The organism is Desulfosporosinus acidiphilus SJ4 (assembly GCF_000255115.2).
GTDB lineage: Bacteria > Bacillota > Desulfitobacteriia > Desulfitobacteriales > Desulfitobacteriaceae > Desulfosporosinus > Desulfosporosinus acidiphilus.
In genome coordinates, this window is sequence record NC_018066.1 from 20767 (window position 1) to 37474 (window position 16708).

Genomic DNA, 16708 nt, shown 5'->3' on the forward strand with positions numbered 1-16708 from the left:
ATACAGTGGGGCACATCTCAAATATTTTCTGAGATGTGCCTATTTACAAAGAGGAGTTGAATTGAATATGAATCTTATCAAAAATAAACAGTTCCGGTATAGTGTTTATTTATCGCTTTTGGTTCTAGTTCCTGCTCTCTTGAAGGTTGCTTACAATAATAGATCTCATATCTATTTCTTTGAGTGGTCTCTTCCATGGTTAGGTATTATCATAGGTTTAACTTTAGGTCGCCTGGACTATGGACCGTATTTTACCTTGAAGAAAAAGGATGAATTACCTGCCATTTTCTTAGGCATCTTATGTTTTATCTTGATTGGATTTTTTTCTCATTTAGGAACGTTATTGAGTAATACTAATGATCCTCAAGGGATATTACATAAGGTTACAAGTACACCGGATTTTATTGACTCTGTCTTCAATTTACCATTAGTTGCTATGAATGAGGAATTTCTTAAATCGTTAATTGCCTTAACGTTGTTAAAGGTTTTGCCGTTCAATAGAATATTGAATTTTATTGTTTCATTTCTAGCAACTATAGCATTTTTTGGTTACATTCACACCTTTTTTTATCCTAGTACTGCATTCTATCCCACAATGTTTTCTGCAATTCCTACAGTATTATTGTTCTTTTTGTTTAGAAACATTTATCCTGTTATCATTGGTCATTACATTGCAGATATTATCAGTGCTATAGGCCACTGGTCTTACTTTTCAGATCATAGAAGTCAAGGCATTTGGATAGCAATGCTATTATGTTTTAGTTCTTTGTTAGTATATAAATTTGCTATTCTAGCATTCTCTAAGATTTATAAAAGATTAAGCAAAAAAACTGTGAGCAGTTATACGGCATAAGTAAAGAACAATATATGATAGAGAAATGTTTAATATACTATGAAATTTTTAAGGGGGATTCATAGTGATCTATGACAATTATGAAATTGAAAAGCATAAAAAACATAAGCAATTAGCACGGTTTGCTTTCGTTATCTTTTTCTTTATAAGTATTATTTTTTATGTAGGCTGTAAATTAGTCGTTCATATGATTAAAATTCAAGGATTAGCTTTTATAGCTACTGGCGTTCTGTCTCTTTTGCTAACCTTATCAGCAATAGCTTGTTTGTTTGCTCTTATTGCTTGGATTATTGAGTATATCCTTTTGAAAATAGTACTTCAGAATGATTAGTCAGTATTCAGAGTCAATTAAATTTCTTTAAAGAATTATCTTTAATAGAGAGGTTTTATGTAATGTTTTTAAAACATCGTTTATTAGTCCCTCTTACTACGCTTATGCTATGCATGATACTTACTGGTTGTTCCTTTCAATCATCACAGCCGGTTACGGCTGTTTCTCAGTCTAAGGTTGATACTTCGCAAAACAGTTCGTCTTTGTTTTTAGAGGGGGATCAAATTTTTTCCCAGGCTGATTTGATGCTTCGTTCTGCGAAGTCCTCTGTTTTGCTCGAAATGTATGAGTTAGGAAGCCCTTCAGAGCTGCAGCTCCTTGAAGATGATGGGGACAAAGGGATTCCGGTCCTGGTTCTTCTGGATGCCCAGGAACCACAGAGCAAACGCTCTGTGGCTGAATTGAAAGCCCATCATGTTTCGGTTTTAGTAGCTCGTGATCCCTTAATTGGCGGCAGAGGGATTCAACACGCTAAATTGTTGGTTATTGATGATTCTCAGCTTTTAATTGGTGGTATGAATTGGGGTAAAGGGAGTTATAAGAATGCCGATGCAGATGTTTTCTTAAAGGGTTCTGCAGCACAAGAAGCTCAGGCCATTTTTGAAAAGGACTGGTCTTCGATCGGCGGATCTATACCTGCAGGTGTTGTCAAGGAAACGAATATGGGGCAGTCGATTTTTTCTGGCCAAACGTTACTTAGTAAGCTGCTTGTAACGTTAGATTCTTCTTCTTTTATTCAGGCATCGTTGTTTGAGCTTTCCAATCGTTCTTTGCTTGATAAGCTTAAAGCATGTGCTAAAGCAGGGGCCAACGTGCAAGTGGTTCTTGATTCTCAGTTAGAGTCTGCTCAGAATCGGTCGGTCGTTGATTCGTTGCGTGCTGCCGGTGTTCAGGTCCGTATGTATCCGAAGGGCCAGGTGCTTCATGCTAAGATGTTGATTGCCGATCACACGCTGGTTATTGGTAGCGCGAATTGGAGTTTTTCGGCCTTTTCTTCGTCCGGTACGTTTAATCATGAGCTTGATCTTTTTACGTCTGATCAGGTGTTGCTTTCTCATGCTAAGTCTACATTTCAAGAGTTTTGGAATTCGAGTCAGTAATTTATTTGTTATTTTTTTACACTCATGATAATCTTTTTATTGAGGAGGCTTTGTGATATGAAAATTCTTATGAAGCCTGTTGATATGATCGCGCATTTTGTTCCTGATGATTTACCTCATCCGTTGAGATTGAGGACTTCGGATGATGATGGTGAACCGATTGTAATTTCTATTAAACAGATTTTTACTAAATCGGTTGAGTCGGTTGCCAAGCAAAAGTTTTTTCTATATAGGTGTCAGTGCGACGTTAATGGCTTGTCGCGTCCGATTGAGTTGAAGTATGACTGCAGCGCTTGTAAGTGGTACATTTTTAAGTTTTAGGTGTCTTTTGAGAAAGAAGGAATGTTCAGTTATGCTTTTATCAATTTTAATATCGGTTTCGATTTTTCTGTTAGCGTATGCCATTATTTTTCATCGAAAGGCTATTATCAAGTTGATTTCATGAGGGATTCTGATGTTTAGTTTTATTTTCTGGCCGGTTATTCTTTGATGATAGAGCAGATTTACGGGAGCTTGGTTACGCATTTGAGTGAGGAAGCAGAAACCCTTCCGGACTCGGCTAGTCGCCTCGGTCCTTCGGACTAAATCCTCCAGGCTTTACCTCTGGGTCTTGTCGACGAAACCCCTGTGTTTTCACAGGGGTTATTTTTTGCGGTCCCTCTTTGGGGGAGGCTTGCGCTATGCTGCTATCGGTGTGCTTATCCCCCGTTATAGAGCGTATGGACAAGCTCCTGCCTTGTTGTCGCTTGTCGAGGAGGGAACGTAGAGGGACGTTTTTAGGAGGCTTTTAGGGCCTTTAATGAGGTGTAGCCGCAACCATTGTGCCTAACGAGTTAAGGCACAACGATTGTGGCTACGATTCAAAATGCGGACAGCTCCTGGTCGTCGCAGACCGCATTCCGGAGGAGGATTTCGGGTCCAGGAACGACGGGGGGAAGAGAACGTTTAGGGTTTACCTCCCCCCTGATGAAGATTATACCCTGCTCATTTTGTCAAGGGATTAAAAAAACGTAAATTTTTTTTAATTTGGAACCCTTGACAAAGGTATTCCTTTTGGGTCTTGGGTAACGTGTCATCAAGGGGGAAGTAGGTAAGGGAGTGGTGGTTAGTTTCCTGTTGCCATGGCAGGAAGATTCGGTTTTTTATATCAAAGTGTTGACTTAAGTCAACGGTTCTGCTATACTATAATTAAGGAGGTGATTAAGGAAAGTGGAAACGGTAAAACTTCAGACTTTGCTCGTGATTCTAAGCATTATCGTTGCAATTCTCAACATACTGGACAGAATTTTAAGTTACATTGAGAAATACGAATCACGGGCAAAGCGAAAGGCCCATCATCGTCAAAAGCCGCCAAAGCACAGACGATAATGCGCCACCCTAGGGGAGGGAAACCTCCCCTTCCACTCATAGTATACCACTTTCCTAGCATTTTATGAATAAACTTACAATGAATTTTCGTTCGAACTTACTATTTTCGGTATTTATTGTTTTATATCTATTGACTCGTAGTTGGCCGTTTGGGGGAACTCTTCAGACGGTCGCAGACGTGCTGCTCTTAATTGCTGTTGTATTAAGGTTATCCCAGGTTAAATTTGCTTTTAAACGGGGAAGGTGAACTTATGGCTTTCCACTTTGAATCACGGGAAGATCTAGAAAAGTTTATTCGAGATGAAATTTTCACCTCTTCTGAAGCTATGGAGTATTTGGGAATTACCAGGCAGGCTCTTAATGCGGTAGTTCAAAGGGGGAAGCTTATCCCTATAAAGGAGAAGAAAGCAATCAAGTTATTTTTTAAAGAGGATTTGGTTAAGAGGATCGAGTCTTTAGGCCGAGATCAAGATTAGGAATCAGTAAGGCCATACGGAAGTATAAGTTATTCTTACATTCTCGTTTGGCCAACGAAATAGACCCCTAATTAGAGAGAGATAAAGAGAGGAAACGAGGCGGGTATAATGCAGGGGGTTGATAACTTAACCGTCCGTATATGTAGCGGAAATCAACAAAAGAAAAATGTTACTTCTACAAATCAAAAAGTTACTATAGAACTTACAAAACTTATGGCATTACTAGATCAACATCTTAAAGCTGCCGAACTCGAAAAGACGTGTAATTGGATCTTGGAGGAAAACCTATGGCTTGAAAATGAGCATAATCAACTTCAAGGATTCTATAACTATTCACGAGGAGATATTATTCGGACATTAGACTACGGAACAGTAAATATTGGAACAGAAATTAGATATCCTCATCCCTTTGTCGTCTTATATGATAATAAAGAAGATTGGGTGATAGGTGCTCCCATCACTCAAGCATCTTTTGATTCTAATGGAGATGTCGTTGTTCATGAACCCTTTGAGATTTATGTGCCTAAGCAATTTAGGCGGTCCAAGAATCCTAAGGAATTCTTCTTTACAAAAGATTCCGTTATCCAGGTTGATCAGATTCGAAGGGTAAGTAAATACCGTGCAGTAAAGAAGGTGAGCTTTAAACTTAGGACTGACCTGTTAAACCGAATTGATAATATTCTACTAGAGAATGTACTCCCACATAAATTCAGACTGTTTAATAAATTAGATCAGCTCACACAAGATCAGGCTAAGAAAATCGCCGAGTTGGAAGAAAAAAATCTTTCTTTGCAAAATGACATGTATAAAATGACAGAAGAACTTGCAATACTAAAAGAAAAGCTTGAAAAAAGTAGTGCTAAACTGGCGTAAAAGCCTTGAAATCTAACACATAAGTGATTATACTACAGAGTAAGAGAGGCATTATGTCGCATAACGTGACATAAACGCCATTATATTGAAGAGAGGTCTTGTACTTTCGATAGTACATGCACCAGGATTTTAAGAAACTGCATACTCGAAAGGTATGCAGTTATTACATTTCACTTTAATGTTGCTTTAAATAGGCAAAAGTTTCTGTGGTAATGATTACCATACCCGCGTTAGACACGGGTATTTTATTTTATTTTTAAATCAAACCTAAGCTTTTCTTTTACCTTTTATCAATAGCAAACATCCTTATAAGATTAATTTGAGAATATTGTAACTCATAAAGGGAGCTTAAGATCTTTCACACTATGCTATTTGCCGAGGATTAACAAATTCCTGAAACTCGGCAAGTCGTAAAAGTCCATTTTTAGTAAGAGAACGATAACGAACCTTGCACGGTATACCTTCAGGTAAATACATATTTTTATCGGTATTTCGCCCATATTTTCTAGCAAAGTCCAAGAGTATTTGTTTGGCCGCTAACGGTACAGCTAATTCGATCACACCGGCAAAGCGTCCGTCTGGATATTCTACAAGCCACCCGAACTTTCCCTTCCGGATGCCAATTATATTTACCTTGGTCTCGGTATAGCAAATTAATTTATCCCAATATCCTTTTGGTCTTCTACCCGGTACATAGGGTTTATTTTGCTTTATGACAATGCCCTCTAAGTCACGTTCCTTACAAGCTTTAAAGAGAGCTACTGCCTTGGAACCCTCCATATATTGAACCTTAATAACGGATTTTTCATTACTTGGCAAAACTTCATCTAAAATTGTTTTCCTTTGTAGTAGTGGTAAGGACATGACGCTCTTTCCTCTATAATAAAGGATATCGAATACACAAAATGTTACTGGATTTGATATGGCCAAGTGCTTTATTTTTGAGGCATTACGCATGTGAAAGCGACTCATTACATCTTCGAAAATTGGCCGACCTTCCGGATCGGCCTGTATTGTTTCCCCATCCAGCACTATCCCCGAAGGTAACTTGGGGTTACGTAATTCGGGGAATATATCCGTTATATTTGTTTGATGTCTCGTAAATAGTTTAATTCCATCATCCATATCTGAGAGAATTGTCCTGAAGCCATCATACTTTAGCTCGACGATTGATAAGCCGTTATATTCCGGAATTTCCTCAATAGGGTTAAGGAGCATAGGTGCAACATACATGGTGTCAGCCTCCTTGTACCTATTTTAGCATAAAATGTAACAATCACTCCATTGGGAATTGATGGGTTTATCCCTTTTTAGTATTATATAAGAATAAAGAATTTCGTTAATGTACAAGTGTCAATCGCAAAATCGTTTTTTTATGAGTCATAGATTGCATATTGGAGGAGATGATAGCTTGAGTTTTGATATCGAGCTCACACGTAAGGTTGTTATTGAAAATTTTAACCAAGCGAAGCAATCGATTTCACTAAGAAAGTTTGCAATGGATAGCGCTCAACCTATTTCTGATGTTATTCCGGGATACGAAGCTAAGCGAATGGAATTTGGCGATTTCATACAGGATAATTTCAGCCCTTTATTTATAGATATTCGTAGCTCTACTAAGAGGGCTATGGTAATTGGGCCAGAGAGAACGTTTATTTCTATGCACGCTTTCTTTCCGGGCGTATGTAATGTGATCGAGCAATATGGAGGCTATGTTATAGACTTTATGGGTGATGGGATAATGGCCTTGTTTGGCGGAAAAGAATCAGGAGTGAACAAAAGTTATTCTAGTCAACAGGCTGGACTATGTGGATTGAGTCTTTTAAAAGTAGTAAATACGGTCATAAATCCTTTGTTAAGAATAGATAAAATATGGGAGTTCGGTTGCGGTGTTGGTATAGATTATGGTTCTGTAATTGTGACGAAAATAGGTACCAAAAATAACTACGATGTTAAGGTGTTCGGTGACTGTGTAAATATAGCAAGCAAATTGTCAAAATCAGATAATCAGGTTGTTGTAAGTGATGAAGTTCAAAAATTATGGCCATCCTCAAAATGGGGGAAAATGGGTTTTAAAAGGCTTTCTATTGGCGAATTAATGGGATACGCGTTGAACGATCGTTCAGACTAAAAGGAGGTTTCAGTATGTCAGAAAGTAAACCGCAATTAGAGTATTTATATAAAGCTTTGGAAGATGCACAAAACACAATACGTTTTACTGATACTAAAGCTGGGATAATCATCGTAGCCTCCGGCGTCTTATCGGCCTATCTTGTACCTTTGGGGAGATCATTAATTGATAATATTAAAAATCCACTAACGTTTTATTCCTTAGTTACATTCGTCGTAGCTATTATTTGTTTGGTAAGCTTTTTGTTCACTTTATTGATAACTATAAAAGCTATTAACCCGATGTCTTCACCTGTTAGACATATTTTTATGGACGGGTTAACGACGAAAGTTCCTTTTTATCTTTATAAAATAGATCCAGAGCCTAGTTTGTGGGATTGCTTATCTGAAAGGAATAACAGTAAACTTGATCATAGTTCAAATGAAATTTTTGAAAGCCTTATGAAGGATCAAAACTCTGAAGAAATTACTAAAAGCCTCGTACTGGAAGTTTGTAAGGTATCTTATATTCGTGAGAAGAAAATATATAGAGTTAATATGGCTTTTGTGTTTTTTGCATTGGGATTTATCACGTTATTTATCTCATCAATAATGTTACATTCAATACAGTGGATTTAGTCCTTTTTTTGAATCTAAGGTTTGGAAAAGAGATGTTTATGAATGCTTTCTGAACGTTTAAAACAAGAATTAAATGATATCGTTAATAGAATTCTTGACCGATGTGAATTGCAATGGGACAATACTCTCGGTAAAAATGAACTTATAAAGGCCCTTTTAGAAACATACGCAATGGATACAAATATACCTGGCCATCCTTTTCTTGGTGAGAGTGAATATAAGTCTGATGTGTTTGTGGCTTTTATGTTAGATATGAGAGATTCAACCAAACATCTTAGACAGGCCATTAGTGCACGTATAGCCAGTGTAAGTGAGATGCAAAGAGTATTTTATGAAGTATCAGCGCTTCTTCCAGCAATGACAAAGATAATCCGTGAATATAAGGGATCAGTAACCGAATATTTGGGAGATGGTCTGTTGGCATTATTTCAACTTCCTAAACAAAAGGAAGAACAAGCAGAGGTTCTTCATAATGTAATTAATGCGGCCAATACCTGCTTGGAAGCTTTAAATCAGGTAGTTAACCCAATCTTGAATGAAAGATTTGGTTTGCCTAAAATCGAAATAGGCATTGGTTTAGCTTTTAGCGACGCTATAATTAGCCATTTCGGCTTACCTCCACATACACAAGTAAAGGTGATTGGCGAGTGTATTTATTTTGCTAGTAAATGTTCAAAAGGGAGAAATGAGATTATATTGCACGAGTATCTTAAACATATTTGGCCAAAATCTAAAAAGGGACAATTACGCTTTACAAAAAGAAGTTTTGATAAATTTGACGGTTATATCGTAACAAAAAAATCAGAAATCGAGAGAAACGTAGGATGAAAGCGCATTTTCTAATATAACAACTTTAAAAATCATAAAAAACAAAGACCATTGATTAAATATCAATGGTCTTATTGGATTTATCGTTTTCGTTATTTTATAATATGTAAACCAATCCATAAATTTAAAATATTATATAGGAAACTTATTAATAACTTCGTCATATTCCCGCTGGGCATCAGTGATAGCCAATCTTGAGTAAATTTCAAGAGATTTTCTACTTTCATGGCCTGAATACGGTTGAATAAGTGCATCATCAATCCCTTGCTTTTTCAACCAGGTCAACAGAAAGTGACGCAGCTTATGAGGCGATAAGTTTTGTTCTAGCCCGGCCTCTTCTGAATACTTACATAAAATCTTCCGAATTCCCCGATCCGTATATTTTTTCTTCCAAGATGATTCAAACAGATAGACCGCAGATTTATTTCGCATAGAATCAGCGTGCATGGCCAGCATTTCTTTAAATGTTTGGGGAAACGGGACAATACGGTCCTTGTTTCCTTTTCCTTTATTTATACGAATTTGGCAGTAGTTAAAATCAATATCGGTTAGCTTAACGTTGATCAACTCACTTACTCTTGCGCCGGTATAAAGAAGTGTTTTAATTATCATCATGTCCTGGAAGTTTCTAGACTTCCAAACAATATCATAATATTTCTTTAGATCCTCTTCTGTGGGTACATAAGGTAGCTTTTTATTTGATCTAGGTATTTCAACTTCCAATTCGGCTCTTAAGTGCTGAAACAGAATTTTGAGGTAAGCGTAATCAGGACGTTCCCCTCTCAGATACTTGGCTAATTCCTTAGCTTTCTTTTTTGCTGATGTCCGCTTTTCTATGCTGAGCTCCCCTTTCTACTAACCAATGTAAAGTTCCTAAAATGGTGAGTATCGGAACTTTATGTTAAAATTTAGTATACAGGAAGCCAATATTTAAAGCGAATATTGTTTGCTATAGTAGAAAGTGCCATTTACAAATTATTTTTCGGAACTTTATGATATCATTGGTACTAAGAAACATTTAACTATTTAGGCTATAGAATGCCTTGAACAACTATTAGGGGTAGTACCAGCGAAGTGACAAGGGGCAAACTAGATGGCTAATTCTACAAGCATTGAGTCCTATAATGGATTACGGAAAGCAGTACTCCACCTATGAAAATAAAAGGAACATCTCCAAAATTAAGCGGAGAGTTCCTTTAGATTAGATATCCAAGTTATGCGTCTTTACCCTCTGAGAGATTCAAACTGGATAATATGTTCTTTTTATCATCGCCAGATAGTTCATGACTACAATCTCTTAAATACTGATTAATAAATCTAATTATAGTTCGTTTTTCTAAACTTATTTTTTCAATATCACCAATTTTATTGCCAATATCAACTTTTCCGTTGTCATCAATTGTAATCCAAGGGTTTTCAGCCTTGTTATATTTTGATAAATCAGTTTTTTTTAAATCAAAAGACCCCATATTTTTTCTCCTTTCGTTAGCTTACTCTTCATTCGATTGTACCCTTAAGCGGGGAGCATCTCTACAAGCTGCGGGCTAATGCCCTTTAAAAAGTTTACAACATCTATCAGCATATTAATCATATGACGCTCCCCTTTCAGATTCACGATTCCAAGAGAGAACGATGTTACTGCTAGTACGATACTCTGCCAAGATGATGCTCCCCCTTAAAAGTACAATCAAACATATGGCTCTGTCACAAATTACCTAAAGCTTATTTACCTGATCTAATGAAGAAGTTTTATTGTCTCTGTGAACACTTGTTTAGCAATATAAAAGAGGGTTCGACCTGAATTAGTATCTAATGACATTGTAGTAGCAATTCCAATTAGGGTGGAAAGCAGAACGCTTTTCCAATCAAATTTATTTAATTTATTAGCCGCTTCTAAAAGGTAATTAAGTTTATAATCAATTTGCTTTAATTGATTTTGAGTAGGTTCAAACACTTCTTGTATCCTATATCGAAATATTCGAACTGCATCTCCCAATTGAACTCTCTCTTCGTTCGTAAACATTGAGAAATCCTCATTTTCAGTTAACAACATACCAAAAACGTCCTGTTGATCCTCTACTTGACTCCATAAATCCGGAACCGATAATTCTTCTAAATATGGTTTCACGTGACGGGTAAGCCATTCTCTGAATTCGTTATAGACATCATTTATATCCTCAGACCACCTTTGGTCAGGAAAATACCCTGAAGACGAATAGGTTGGTCCAAACAATATATATGCACAATCATATTCGCTATAGCTATTAATACTATTTCTAGTCCAAAATGCAATAGGTGATTCTTTGAGCCTAATTACGAACGCTGGTGAATCATCCCTCTCTTCTTCAAATGCTTCAAATTGTTCTGTATCAAATCCTAACTCCATTAAAATTTGAAGAAATCCGTTTTTATCCCGCTTTAACATCTGGAAATCCCTCTCTTATGAATATATAAATTCCTTCTTTAAACAATTTATATATTCAATTGAATAGAGACAAACTCCTGCTTGAGTCCACTATAACAAAGATTATGAAAAGAGCTGCCGTTACACTTTGGCAGTTCTCATTATTTTTCAAGTTTCTTTAGGTATGGTCCTATAATGAATGCTGCGTTAAACAGCCCCACGTCCATAATGAGAACAAGGGGCTGTATTATTAAGAGGGTATTTAAGCCTCTATTTTATCTCTTACATTTTCCACAATGAATGCTAATAAATCTATACTCTCATTTATATTTGCAACAAATTCATTCGTCGGAGTGTAATTTCCAACTGACATAGTCGTTATTGTTATACCGCCACCTTGTTTCTTCTGATTAATGCCCGAATCAATTTGGTTTGGCCTAAAATTATGAGTAATATTATTTCTAAATTCGTTCACTCTTAAGTACACAGTATTAGCCTTTATAGAATCTAAAAACTTAAAAAGTTCTTTATCGCTAGTCTTTAGTTGTTTTAAAATTTCTCTTCTAAAACCTAAGATACTTTCCACATTAAAATCATACTTGATGTTGATCAAGTGGTATATCGTATCTAGAATGCCAGAATATCGTGAATAATAGCTGTCCATATAAAAGCCAAACCAATACAAATAATGGTGATGCTTGCTTTCGAAATGAGGAAAATACTCTACGCTCTCCCCATTCCTTCCCGGAGATATAAACCATTCTTTATCTGGAATTCCTAAATTATAGTAATTCATCATTAACACATAACTACATACTAAATCAAAAACCCGATTATTAAATTCCTTTAGCCAATAACTCAACTCAATCCCTTGAAAATCCAGAAAGTTAAAGGTCCCCCCGGTTTGAGTAAGTTGTATTTTATCCCATGATACTTTTTTCTCTTCATAAATTTTATCCCAATCCATAGGGGTTGGATATTGAGCTGAATCAAATATACTTGACATGATCTAGCCTCCTTATATTTACATTTTCTTACTTTGTTATTTTCGTTATCCAATGCAATTTCTCCTTTGAGTAATTTGAATTATTTTCCTTTTGACTCCGATAACGAAACAGTATTTTATGAAGATCCAACTTTACTTTCTTGATTAAACAACAAGCCGGTTATATACCGGCTTGTAAGCTTCAATCTATTTTCTTCTTTATCGGTTAAACCATAAAATAATTAAGCCGTAAAACCATTCAATAGTAAACTTAAAAACAGTTTAATAGCAAAACGGTAAAACGGGAAAACGATCAAACAGTAATAAGGTTTTACGGTTAAACCATAAAATAGTTAAACCGTAAAACTATTTAATGGTAAAATCGATTAACTGTTTAACAGTGAAATGGTTTAACGGGATAACGGTAAAATGAGACGATCATGTTTCATGAAGCATCTGCACTATCCCTATAAACAATAAAATTAAAAAGGACCGGAAATCACCCGATTTTCGGTCCTTCAAAGTTATGGGGCCTAGAAGTCTATTTCATCAATTTCAACCTTATGAATTCTCATTATTGCTAGTAGTTGTTGCGATATTTCATCTTCGACTGTTGATTCAGGATCATATTCTTGAAGAGTCTTATGTCTAACTTTTTCAGTAAAACAACTCATTCCAAGAATAAGAAAGGCACGTAGGATAGAGGAAGAATCATCCTTAATTTTAAGTCCGTATTGTTTCCTGGCCAGATATGCGAAATCTTTAGCCAGTTCTTCCAAATCTTCTTTTATTTTACTGTTCACTTTAAATCCTATATAACCTTTAGTTTCTTTACTTTCGGGCATATCAGTAGTAGTTTTCTTCTTTTGAGTGACCTCATTTTTAGGCGGTACTGAAGAAGGTTTGTCCATAGCAACATTATCAATTTCCTGCTCATTAGATAATTGTTCAAGTTTTTCATTAGACGGGTTATTTGTACCTTGGGTTACTAGAGGATCATTCTTTTCTTCCGTTTCATCAATCGGATTAATGGGTAATGAAGAACTAATTAAGGGATCTATATTTGGAGAGTTACTTGTCGGTGTTGCTGGATTATCCGTGGGTAAATTTACTGTCTTAGGAGCTGCGAACATATTCTTTACCCTTTGGCTTCTATTAACTGACACCTTTTCAACACCTCCTCCGTAAGTGACCAATATGATTTAGAACTTTTTGAACTTGAAGCATAAAGGGTTACAGGTATTCCATATCCAAGTGATTCCTTAATTTTTGTATCCTGTGGTATTTCGGATTCGAATAGAATTCCAGGAGTATTAACTTCGAAGTTCTGCTTAAAGTCCTTGTATAAATTTGTTTGAGGATTTGCCTTTGTTAAGAAAGTTCCAAGATGTTTCAGCTTAGGATTAACTTCTTTAATTTGCAAAAGAGTTTCCATAAAGTCATTATAGCTTCTCATCTCACCGTGGCCAGGCTCTAATGGTACGATTATGTAATCAAGGGCAAATATAGCCGACCAGTTCCAGAAATCAAGTCCTGGGGGAGAGTCAATAATTATAAAATCAAATTTATCTTTAATTTTGTCTAATTCTTCACTAAGTAACATCTTCTTACTGGGGTCGTTATAATGAGCTGCGCTATACTCCTCATTCGTAATATTCGCGCCTATAAGCCAGAGTGAACCGTCTGTTTTGGATTCAAAAAGAGTTTTCATTAGAGCTTTTTCAATGGGAATTGGATCAAAATCTTCAATGATTTTTTCATAATCAAGGACATTAGCCATCGTATATTCCCATTCTAAGTTGTCTCCACCTAGACCCATAGTAGAATGGCCCTGTTGATCGAGATCAATAACTAGGACTCTATAACCCATTTCACATAGAACAGAAGCTATGTTAACACAACTTGTAGATTTTGTGGCGCCGCCTTTTTGTGATAGGGGAGCTATGACCCGGCATTTTGGTTTAAGTTTGTAAGCCTTGCGATCTTTTTTAACAAAACTGTTTAAAATGCTGATACCGGCCATTAGCTCCCCTCCCTAATTTCTTTTTCTGTCTGTTGTCTAATGTAATTTTCAACATCAGCACGAGGTATGCGCCACGAACTACCTACTCTGAAGGCATTTGGGAAATAACCTTTATTACACCAGCGAGTGACAGTATTGCTATTCACCTTTACCTTTTTAGCAATCTCACTAATTTTCATAACATCTTCAAGATCCAAAGGACTAACTCTCTTATCATCCAATTCCTACACCCCCTTAAAATAGATTATATAATCCATTTACTACTTTTACAATATATCGTATAATCTTCTCAAATAATATTTTTGTTAAACAGTTTTATGGTTTAACGGTAAAACTGTTTAACTGTAACACGGTTTTACCGTGTTACAAAAATTTGACGAATGAAATAGACTGGTGGTACTGTATAGGCAGAGCTTCCAGCAACTTATACAAATTGGTAATAATGTACCAACAATAGAAGGATTTACATATTTCCTGTCGAATGTTTTAGAATCCTTCCTGCGGCAATAGATAGACGGATAGGCAGGATAAGATAAAATTATAAATGGGTTCACTAAAAAGAAAAAAGAAACCCATAGGTACCCTCCTGTAGAGAAAGCTCCCGAGTTTCTAATTTCAATATATGAAATTTTCCATTAAGTAAAAGTGAATAAAAAGAAAAAGCCCTTCGCCAAAAGGACTTTTTTCTAAAAACATCCGCAAAAGCGTTTCACCCGTACTTGCGGAGAAATTTAGCTGAGTTATCTCTCAGACATGTCATAATTATACCATTTGTACGGTATTCTTGACAAGTCTTTGAGGGTTACTTTACTGTATTTAAGCTATTTTTTTCTGGAAGTTTAAGGATTTAGACGTATTTGCGTTTGAATCCTTTTTATTTTTCCCGGAAAGGAGTGGTTTAATGCTGCATGAGATTTTTGATCCTGTTTTACCGTTTATAAGTCGCTATAAAATTGAAAAATTACACAAGGATACCGGCGTTTTATTCTCTGCAGATGTTAAATCTGACGCTCGTCTCGTTTGGACGCTTCCGGATCTACTAGAAAGTGAGAAGACTTACATAACGTCTTCAACGTTTTTTGGCCGTCGTAGACAGAGGAGATACGTTCGTCATGTTATGGCCATTGTCTGTGACTTTGATAGTGAACCAGGAACAACGTTTGATGATATATTAGGTCGTTACTACACTGCACACTTGCCTTTACCGGAATTGATTATCGCTACGGCCACACCTGGTCACTATCAAGCGTGGAATGTTTTTGACGTTCCTTTGCGTATAAAACATGAACTTCTCTTGGCCAAGGAATATAAGGTCCATGAAGCAATGGTTAAAGCTCTAGGGGCAGACCTTAACGCTATTGGGCCGGAACGTTGGGTCCGTAGACCTTCCGAAGAAAACATTGTTTATTATGATCATTATTCTCGAACCTCATGGGATGAATTATGCACCTGGTATGATGCTCAACGACCTTCTAGGGCTGCTTCTGCGCCTAAGAAAGTGGTCTTTGTGGGTACCGTTCTTGCAACACCGGCAGGTAAACGTATTCAAGATGCAGCTGCTGAACGAGGCTGCCGGAATAAATGGGCCTATGGTTTAGGGCTTTGTCTTTATGATGCCGGTATCTTGGCCTCTGATATTCGTAATAAGCTCCATTCTTGGAATAGAGCCATTAAAGAGCCGTTGCCTTTATCCGATATTGAAACTATTTTTCGTTCGGTTATGAGTGGAAGACATCATGCATCTTCACGAGTCCTAGAATCTATTACGGGACTTTCTGCTCGTATAAAAGGTTGGTACAAATGGGCAAAACCTCGTAATCGTCGCCGAGATCATCTTTTTGAAGTTAAAGATGATATCATTTCGGATCTTTTGCGGTATGGTACGGTTGCTGAGACACAAAGAGCGTGGTCTTCTCGTTTAGGAGTTGCTTTGCGTTCTTTTAAACTTATGCTTGCTGCCCTTCGTGAGGAGGGTATAGTCACTGCCACCGTTGGCCATGGGCGGTATGCTTCATCTTCATATTGTCTTTCCGATGCTTTTTTGAAGTCCTTAGAAGAGTCTCAGTATCAAGTTGCGGTGGGTTCTGAGGACTTTTCTAAGGGACTACCAATAGTGCATAAAGCCCATTCATCCCTAGGGGGTACTTGTCCATCCCTGGGGAAGGGGGGTCTTGCGGGTACTTCCTCTTGTTGCGATTCTTCGTTATTGTTTCCCAAAAACATGATCAGTGGGTCTGGAGGAGTTTGGCGTAAGCCAAATGACGACAGCACCGACGGTTCTTTCCGGGGAAGTTAATCGATAGAAGGGGTTTCTCTGCTTTCAGGCTTTTCTTTTAGTTTTCCTCTCCCCTAGCGGGATTTTAGGTGATTATTGATATCATGATATCGGGTTATTTAGCTTTATTTTTGGTTGGTTATTATTTTTTGAGAGAGAGGGGTTTCCGGAAGAGGTTTGTTAGCCTTTGAAAGCATCCTTGATAGTTAAGTGTTCCATAGGTTTCTTTGTGTCTTTTGATCCGTTCTGAGAGTATTTTTATTTGCTCATCAGTGGGTTCTCCCATTTCTTCAAGTCTTTTTTTGATCTCGCACTTTGTTTTAGTGTTCATGGTTTTCCTTCCTTGTGTATTTAATCTCTATTGTTATCTTTTCCTCCTTTTTATGGAATTAATCATGTTTGTCCTTTTTTGGGCATAAAAATGACTATGATTTCATGATATCA

General features: G+C 36.8%; 19 protein-coding genes. 11 read left to right on the top strand and 8 right to left on the bottom strand.

Going from position 1 to position 16708, the window contains the following annotated elements; translation table 11 throughout:
• The first annotated feature begins 67 nt into the window (after nucleotides 1-67).
• The 7 genes from DESACI_RS22645 (at nucleotide 68) to DESACI_RS22670 (ending at nucleotide 5001) form a co-directional block, all read left to right on the top strand.
• Complete coding sequence (locus tag DESACI_RS22645) at nucleotides 68-853, top strand: hypothetical protein (RefSeq protein ID WP_014825087.1); 786 nt, start codon at nucleotides 68-70, stop codon at nucleotides 851-853.
• A 64-nt stretch (nucleotides 854-917) separates the two neighbouring features.
• Entirely contained in the window at nucleotides 918-1184 is a 267-nt protein-coding gene (locus tag DESACI_RS22650) for a hypothetical protein (RefSeq protein WP_014825088.1), read from the top strand.
• 62 nt (nucleotides 1185-1246) lie between these two features.
• A complete protein-coding gene (locus tag DESACI_RS22655) occupies nucleotides 1247-2284 on the top strand; it encodes a phospholipase D-like domain-containing protein (RefSeq protein ID WP_014825089.1) in 1038 nt (345 codons plus the stop codon).
• Between the two features lie 57 nt (nucleotides 2285-2341).
• Nucleotides 2342-2605 (top strand): hypothetical protein, encoded by a 264-nt coding sequence (locus DESACI_RS22660; RefSeq protein WP_014825090.1) that lies wholly within the window; start codon nucleotides 2342-2344, stop codon nucleotides 2603-2605.
• An 888-nt stretch (nucleotides 2606-3493) separates the two neighbouring features.
• Nucleotides 3494-3652 (top strand): hypothetical protein, encoded by a 159-nt coding sequence (locus DESACI_RS24675; protein ID WP_014825092.1) that lies wholly within the window; start codon nucleotides 3494-3496, stop codon nucleotides 3650-3652.
• 251 nt (nucleotides 3653-3903) lie between these two features.
• A complete protein-coding gene (locus DESACI_RS22665) occupies nucleotides 3904-4128 on the top strand; it encodes a MerR family transcriptional regulator (protein ID WP_041276761.1) in 225 nt (74 codons plus the stop codon).
• Between the two features lie 108 nt (nucleotides 4129-4236).
• The gene (locus tag DESACI_RS22670) at nucleotides 4237-5001 is read left to right on the top strand and encodes a type II toxin-antitoxin system PemK/MazF family toxin (protein WP_014825094.1); all 765 of its coding nucleotides are present in this window, start codon (nucleotides 4237-4239) and stop codon (nucleotides 4999-5001) included.
• Between the two features lie 363 nt (nucleotides 5002-5364).
• Here DESACI_RS22670 and DESACI_RS22675 read toward each other — a convergent pair whose 3' ends face one another.
• A complete protein-coding gene (locus tag DESACI_RS22675; RefSeq protein WP_014825095.1) occupies nucleotides 5365-6234 on the bottom strand; it encodes an ATP-dependent DNA ligase in 870 nt (289 codons plus the stop codon).
• A 178-nt stretch (nucleotides 6235-6412) separates the two neighbouring features.
• On the opposite strand from DESACI_RS22675, the gene DESACI_RS22680 reads away from it, so the two are divergent.
• From DESACI_RS22680 to DESACI_RS22690, 3 genes are read left to right on the top strand one after another with little or no spacing between them, the layout of a single operon-like run.
• The gene (locus DESACI_RS22680) at nucleotides 6413-7132 is read left to right on the top strand and encodes an adenylate/guanylate cyclase domain-containing protein (protein WP_014825096.1); all 720 of its coding nucleotides are present in this window, start codon (nucleotides 6413-6415) and stop codon (nucleotides 7130-7132) included.
• 14 nt (nucleotides 7133-7146) lie between these two features.
• The gene (locus DESACI_RS22685; RefSeq protein WP_014825097.1) at nucleotides 7147-7749 is read left to right on the top strand and encodes a Pycsar system effector family protein; all 603 of its coding nucleotides are present in this window, start codon (nucleotides 7147-7149) and stop codon (nucleotides 7747-7749) included.
• Between the two features lie 42 nt (nucleotides 7750-7791).
• Complete coding sequence (locus DESACI_RS22690) at nucleotides 7792-8577, top strand: adenylate/guanylate cyclase domain-containing protein (RefSeq protein WP_014825098.1); 786 nt, start codon at nucleotides 7792-7794, stop codon at nucleotides 8575-8577.
• A 132-nt stretch (nucleotides 8578-8709) separates the two neighbouring features.
• Here the strand turns inward: DESACI_RS22690 and DESACI_RS22695 are convergent, their stop codons facing one another.
• The 7 genes from DESACI_RS22695 to DESACI_RS22725 form a co-directional block, all read right to left on the bottom strand.
• Nucleotides 8710-9414 (bottom strand): tyrosine-type recombinase/integrase, encoded by a 705-nt coding sequence (locus tag DESACI_RS22695; RefSeq protein ID WP_014825099.1) that lies wholly within the window; start codon nucleotides 9412-9414, stop codon nucleotides 8710-8712.
• Between the two features lie 377 nt (nucleotides 9415-9791).
• Entirely contained in the window at nucleotides 9792-10046 is a 255-nt protein-coding gene (locus DESACI_RS22700; RefSeq protein WP_014825100.1) for a hypothetical protein, read from the bottom strand.
• 266 nt (nucleotides 10047-10312) lie between these two features.
• Nucleotides 10313-11002 carry a hypothetical protein gene (locus DESACI_RS22705; RefSeq protein WP_014825101.1) on the bottom strand — a complete coding sequence of 230 codons (690 nt, stop codon included), beginning with the start codon at nucleotides 11000-11002 and terminating at the stop codon, nucleotides 10313-10315.
• A 241-nt stretch (nucleotides 11003-11243) separates the two neighbouring features.
• Nucleotides 11244-11987 (bottom strand): Cthe_2314 family HEPN domain-containing protein, encoded by a 744-nt coding sequence (locus DESACI_RS22710; RefSeq protein WP_014825102.1) that lies wholly within the window; start codon nucleotides 11985-11987, stop codon nucleotides 11244-11246.
• Between the two features lie 512 nt (nucleotides 11988-12499).
• Nucleotides 12500-13132, bottom strand: coding sequence for a hypothetical protein (locus DESACI_RS22715; protein WP_014825103.1), 633 nt, complete (start codon nucleotides 13130-13132; stop codon nucleotides 12500-12502).
• On the bottom strand, nucleotides 13105-13989 hold the full coding sequence (locus tag DESACI_RS22720) for a ParA family protein (protein ID WP_014825104.1): 885 nt from the start codon (nucleotides 13987-13989) through the stop codon (nucleotides 13105-13107). Before DESACI_RS22720 ends, DESACI_RS22715 begins: the two co-directional genes overlap by 28 nt.
• Nucleotides 13989-14210 carry a helix-turn-helix domain-containing protein gene (locus tag DESACI_RS22725; protein WP_014825105.1) on the bottom strand — a complete coding sequence of 74 codons (222 nt, stop codon included), beginning with the start codon at nucleotides 14208-14210 and terminating at the stop codon, nucleotides 13989-13991. Before DESACI_RS22725 ends, DESACI_RS22720 begins: the two co-directional genes overlap by 1 nt.
• Nucleotides 14211-14890: 680 nt before the next feature.
• Here DESACI_RS22725 and DESACI_RS22730 point away from each other — a divergent pair.
• On the top strand, nucleotides 14891-16285 hold the full coding sequence (locus DESACI_RS22730; protein ID WP_014825106.1) for a primase C-terminal domain-containing protein: 1395 nt from the start codon (nucleotides 14891-14893) through the stop codon (nucleotides 16283-16285).
• The last annotated feature ends 423 nt before the right edge of the window (nucleotides 16286-16708 follow it).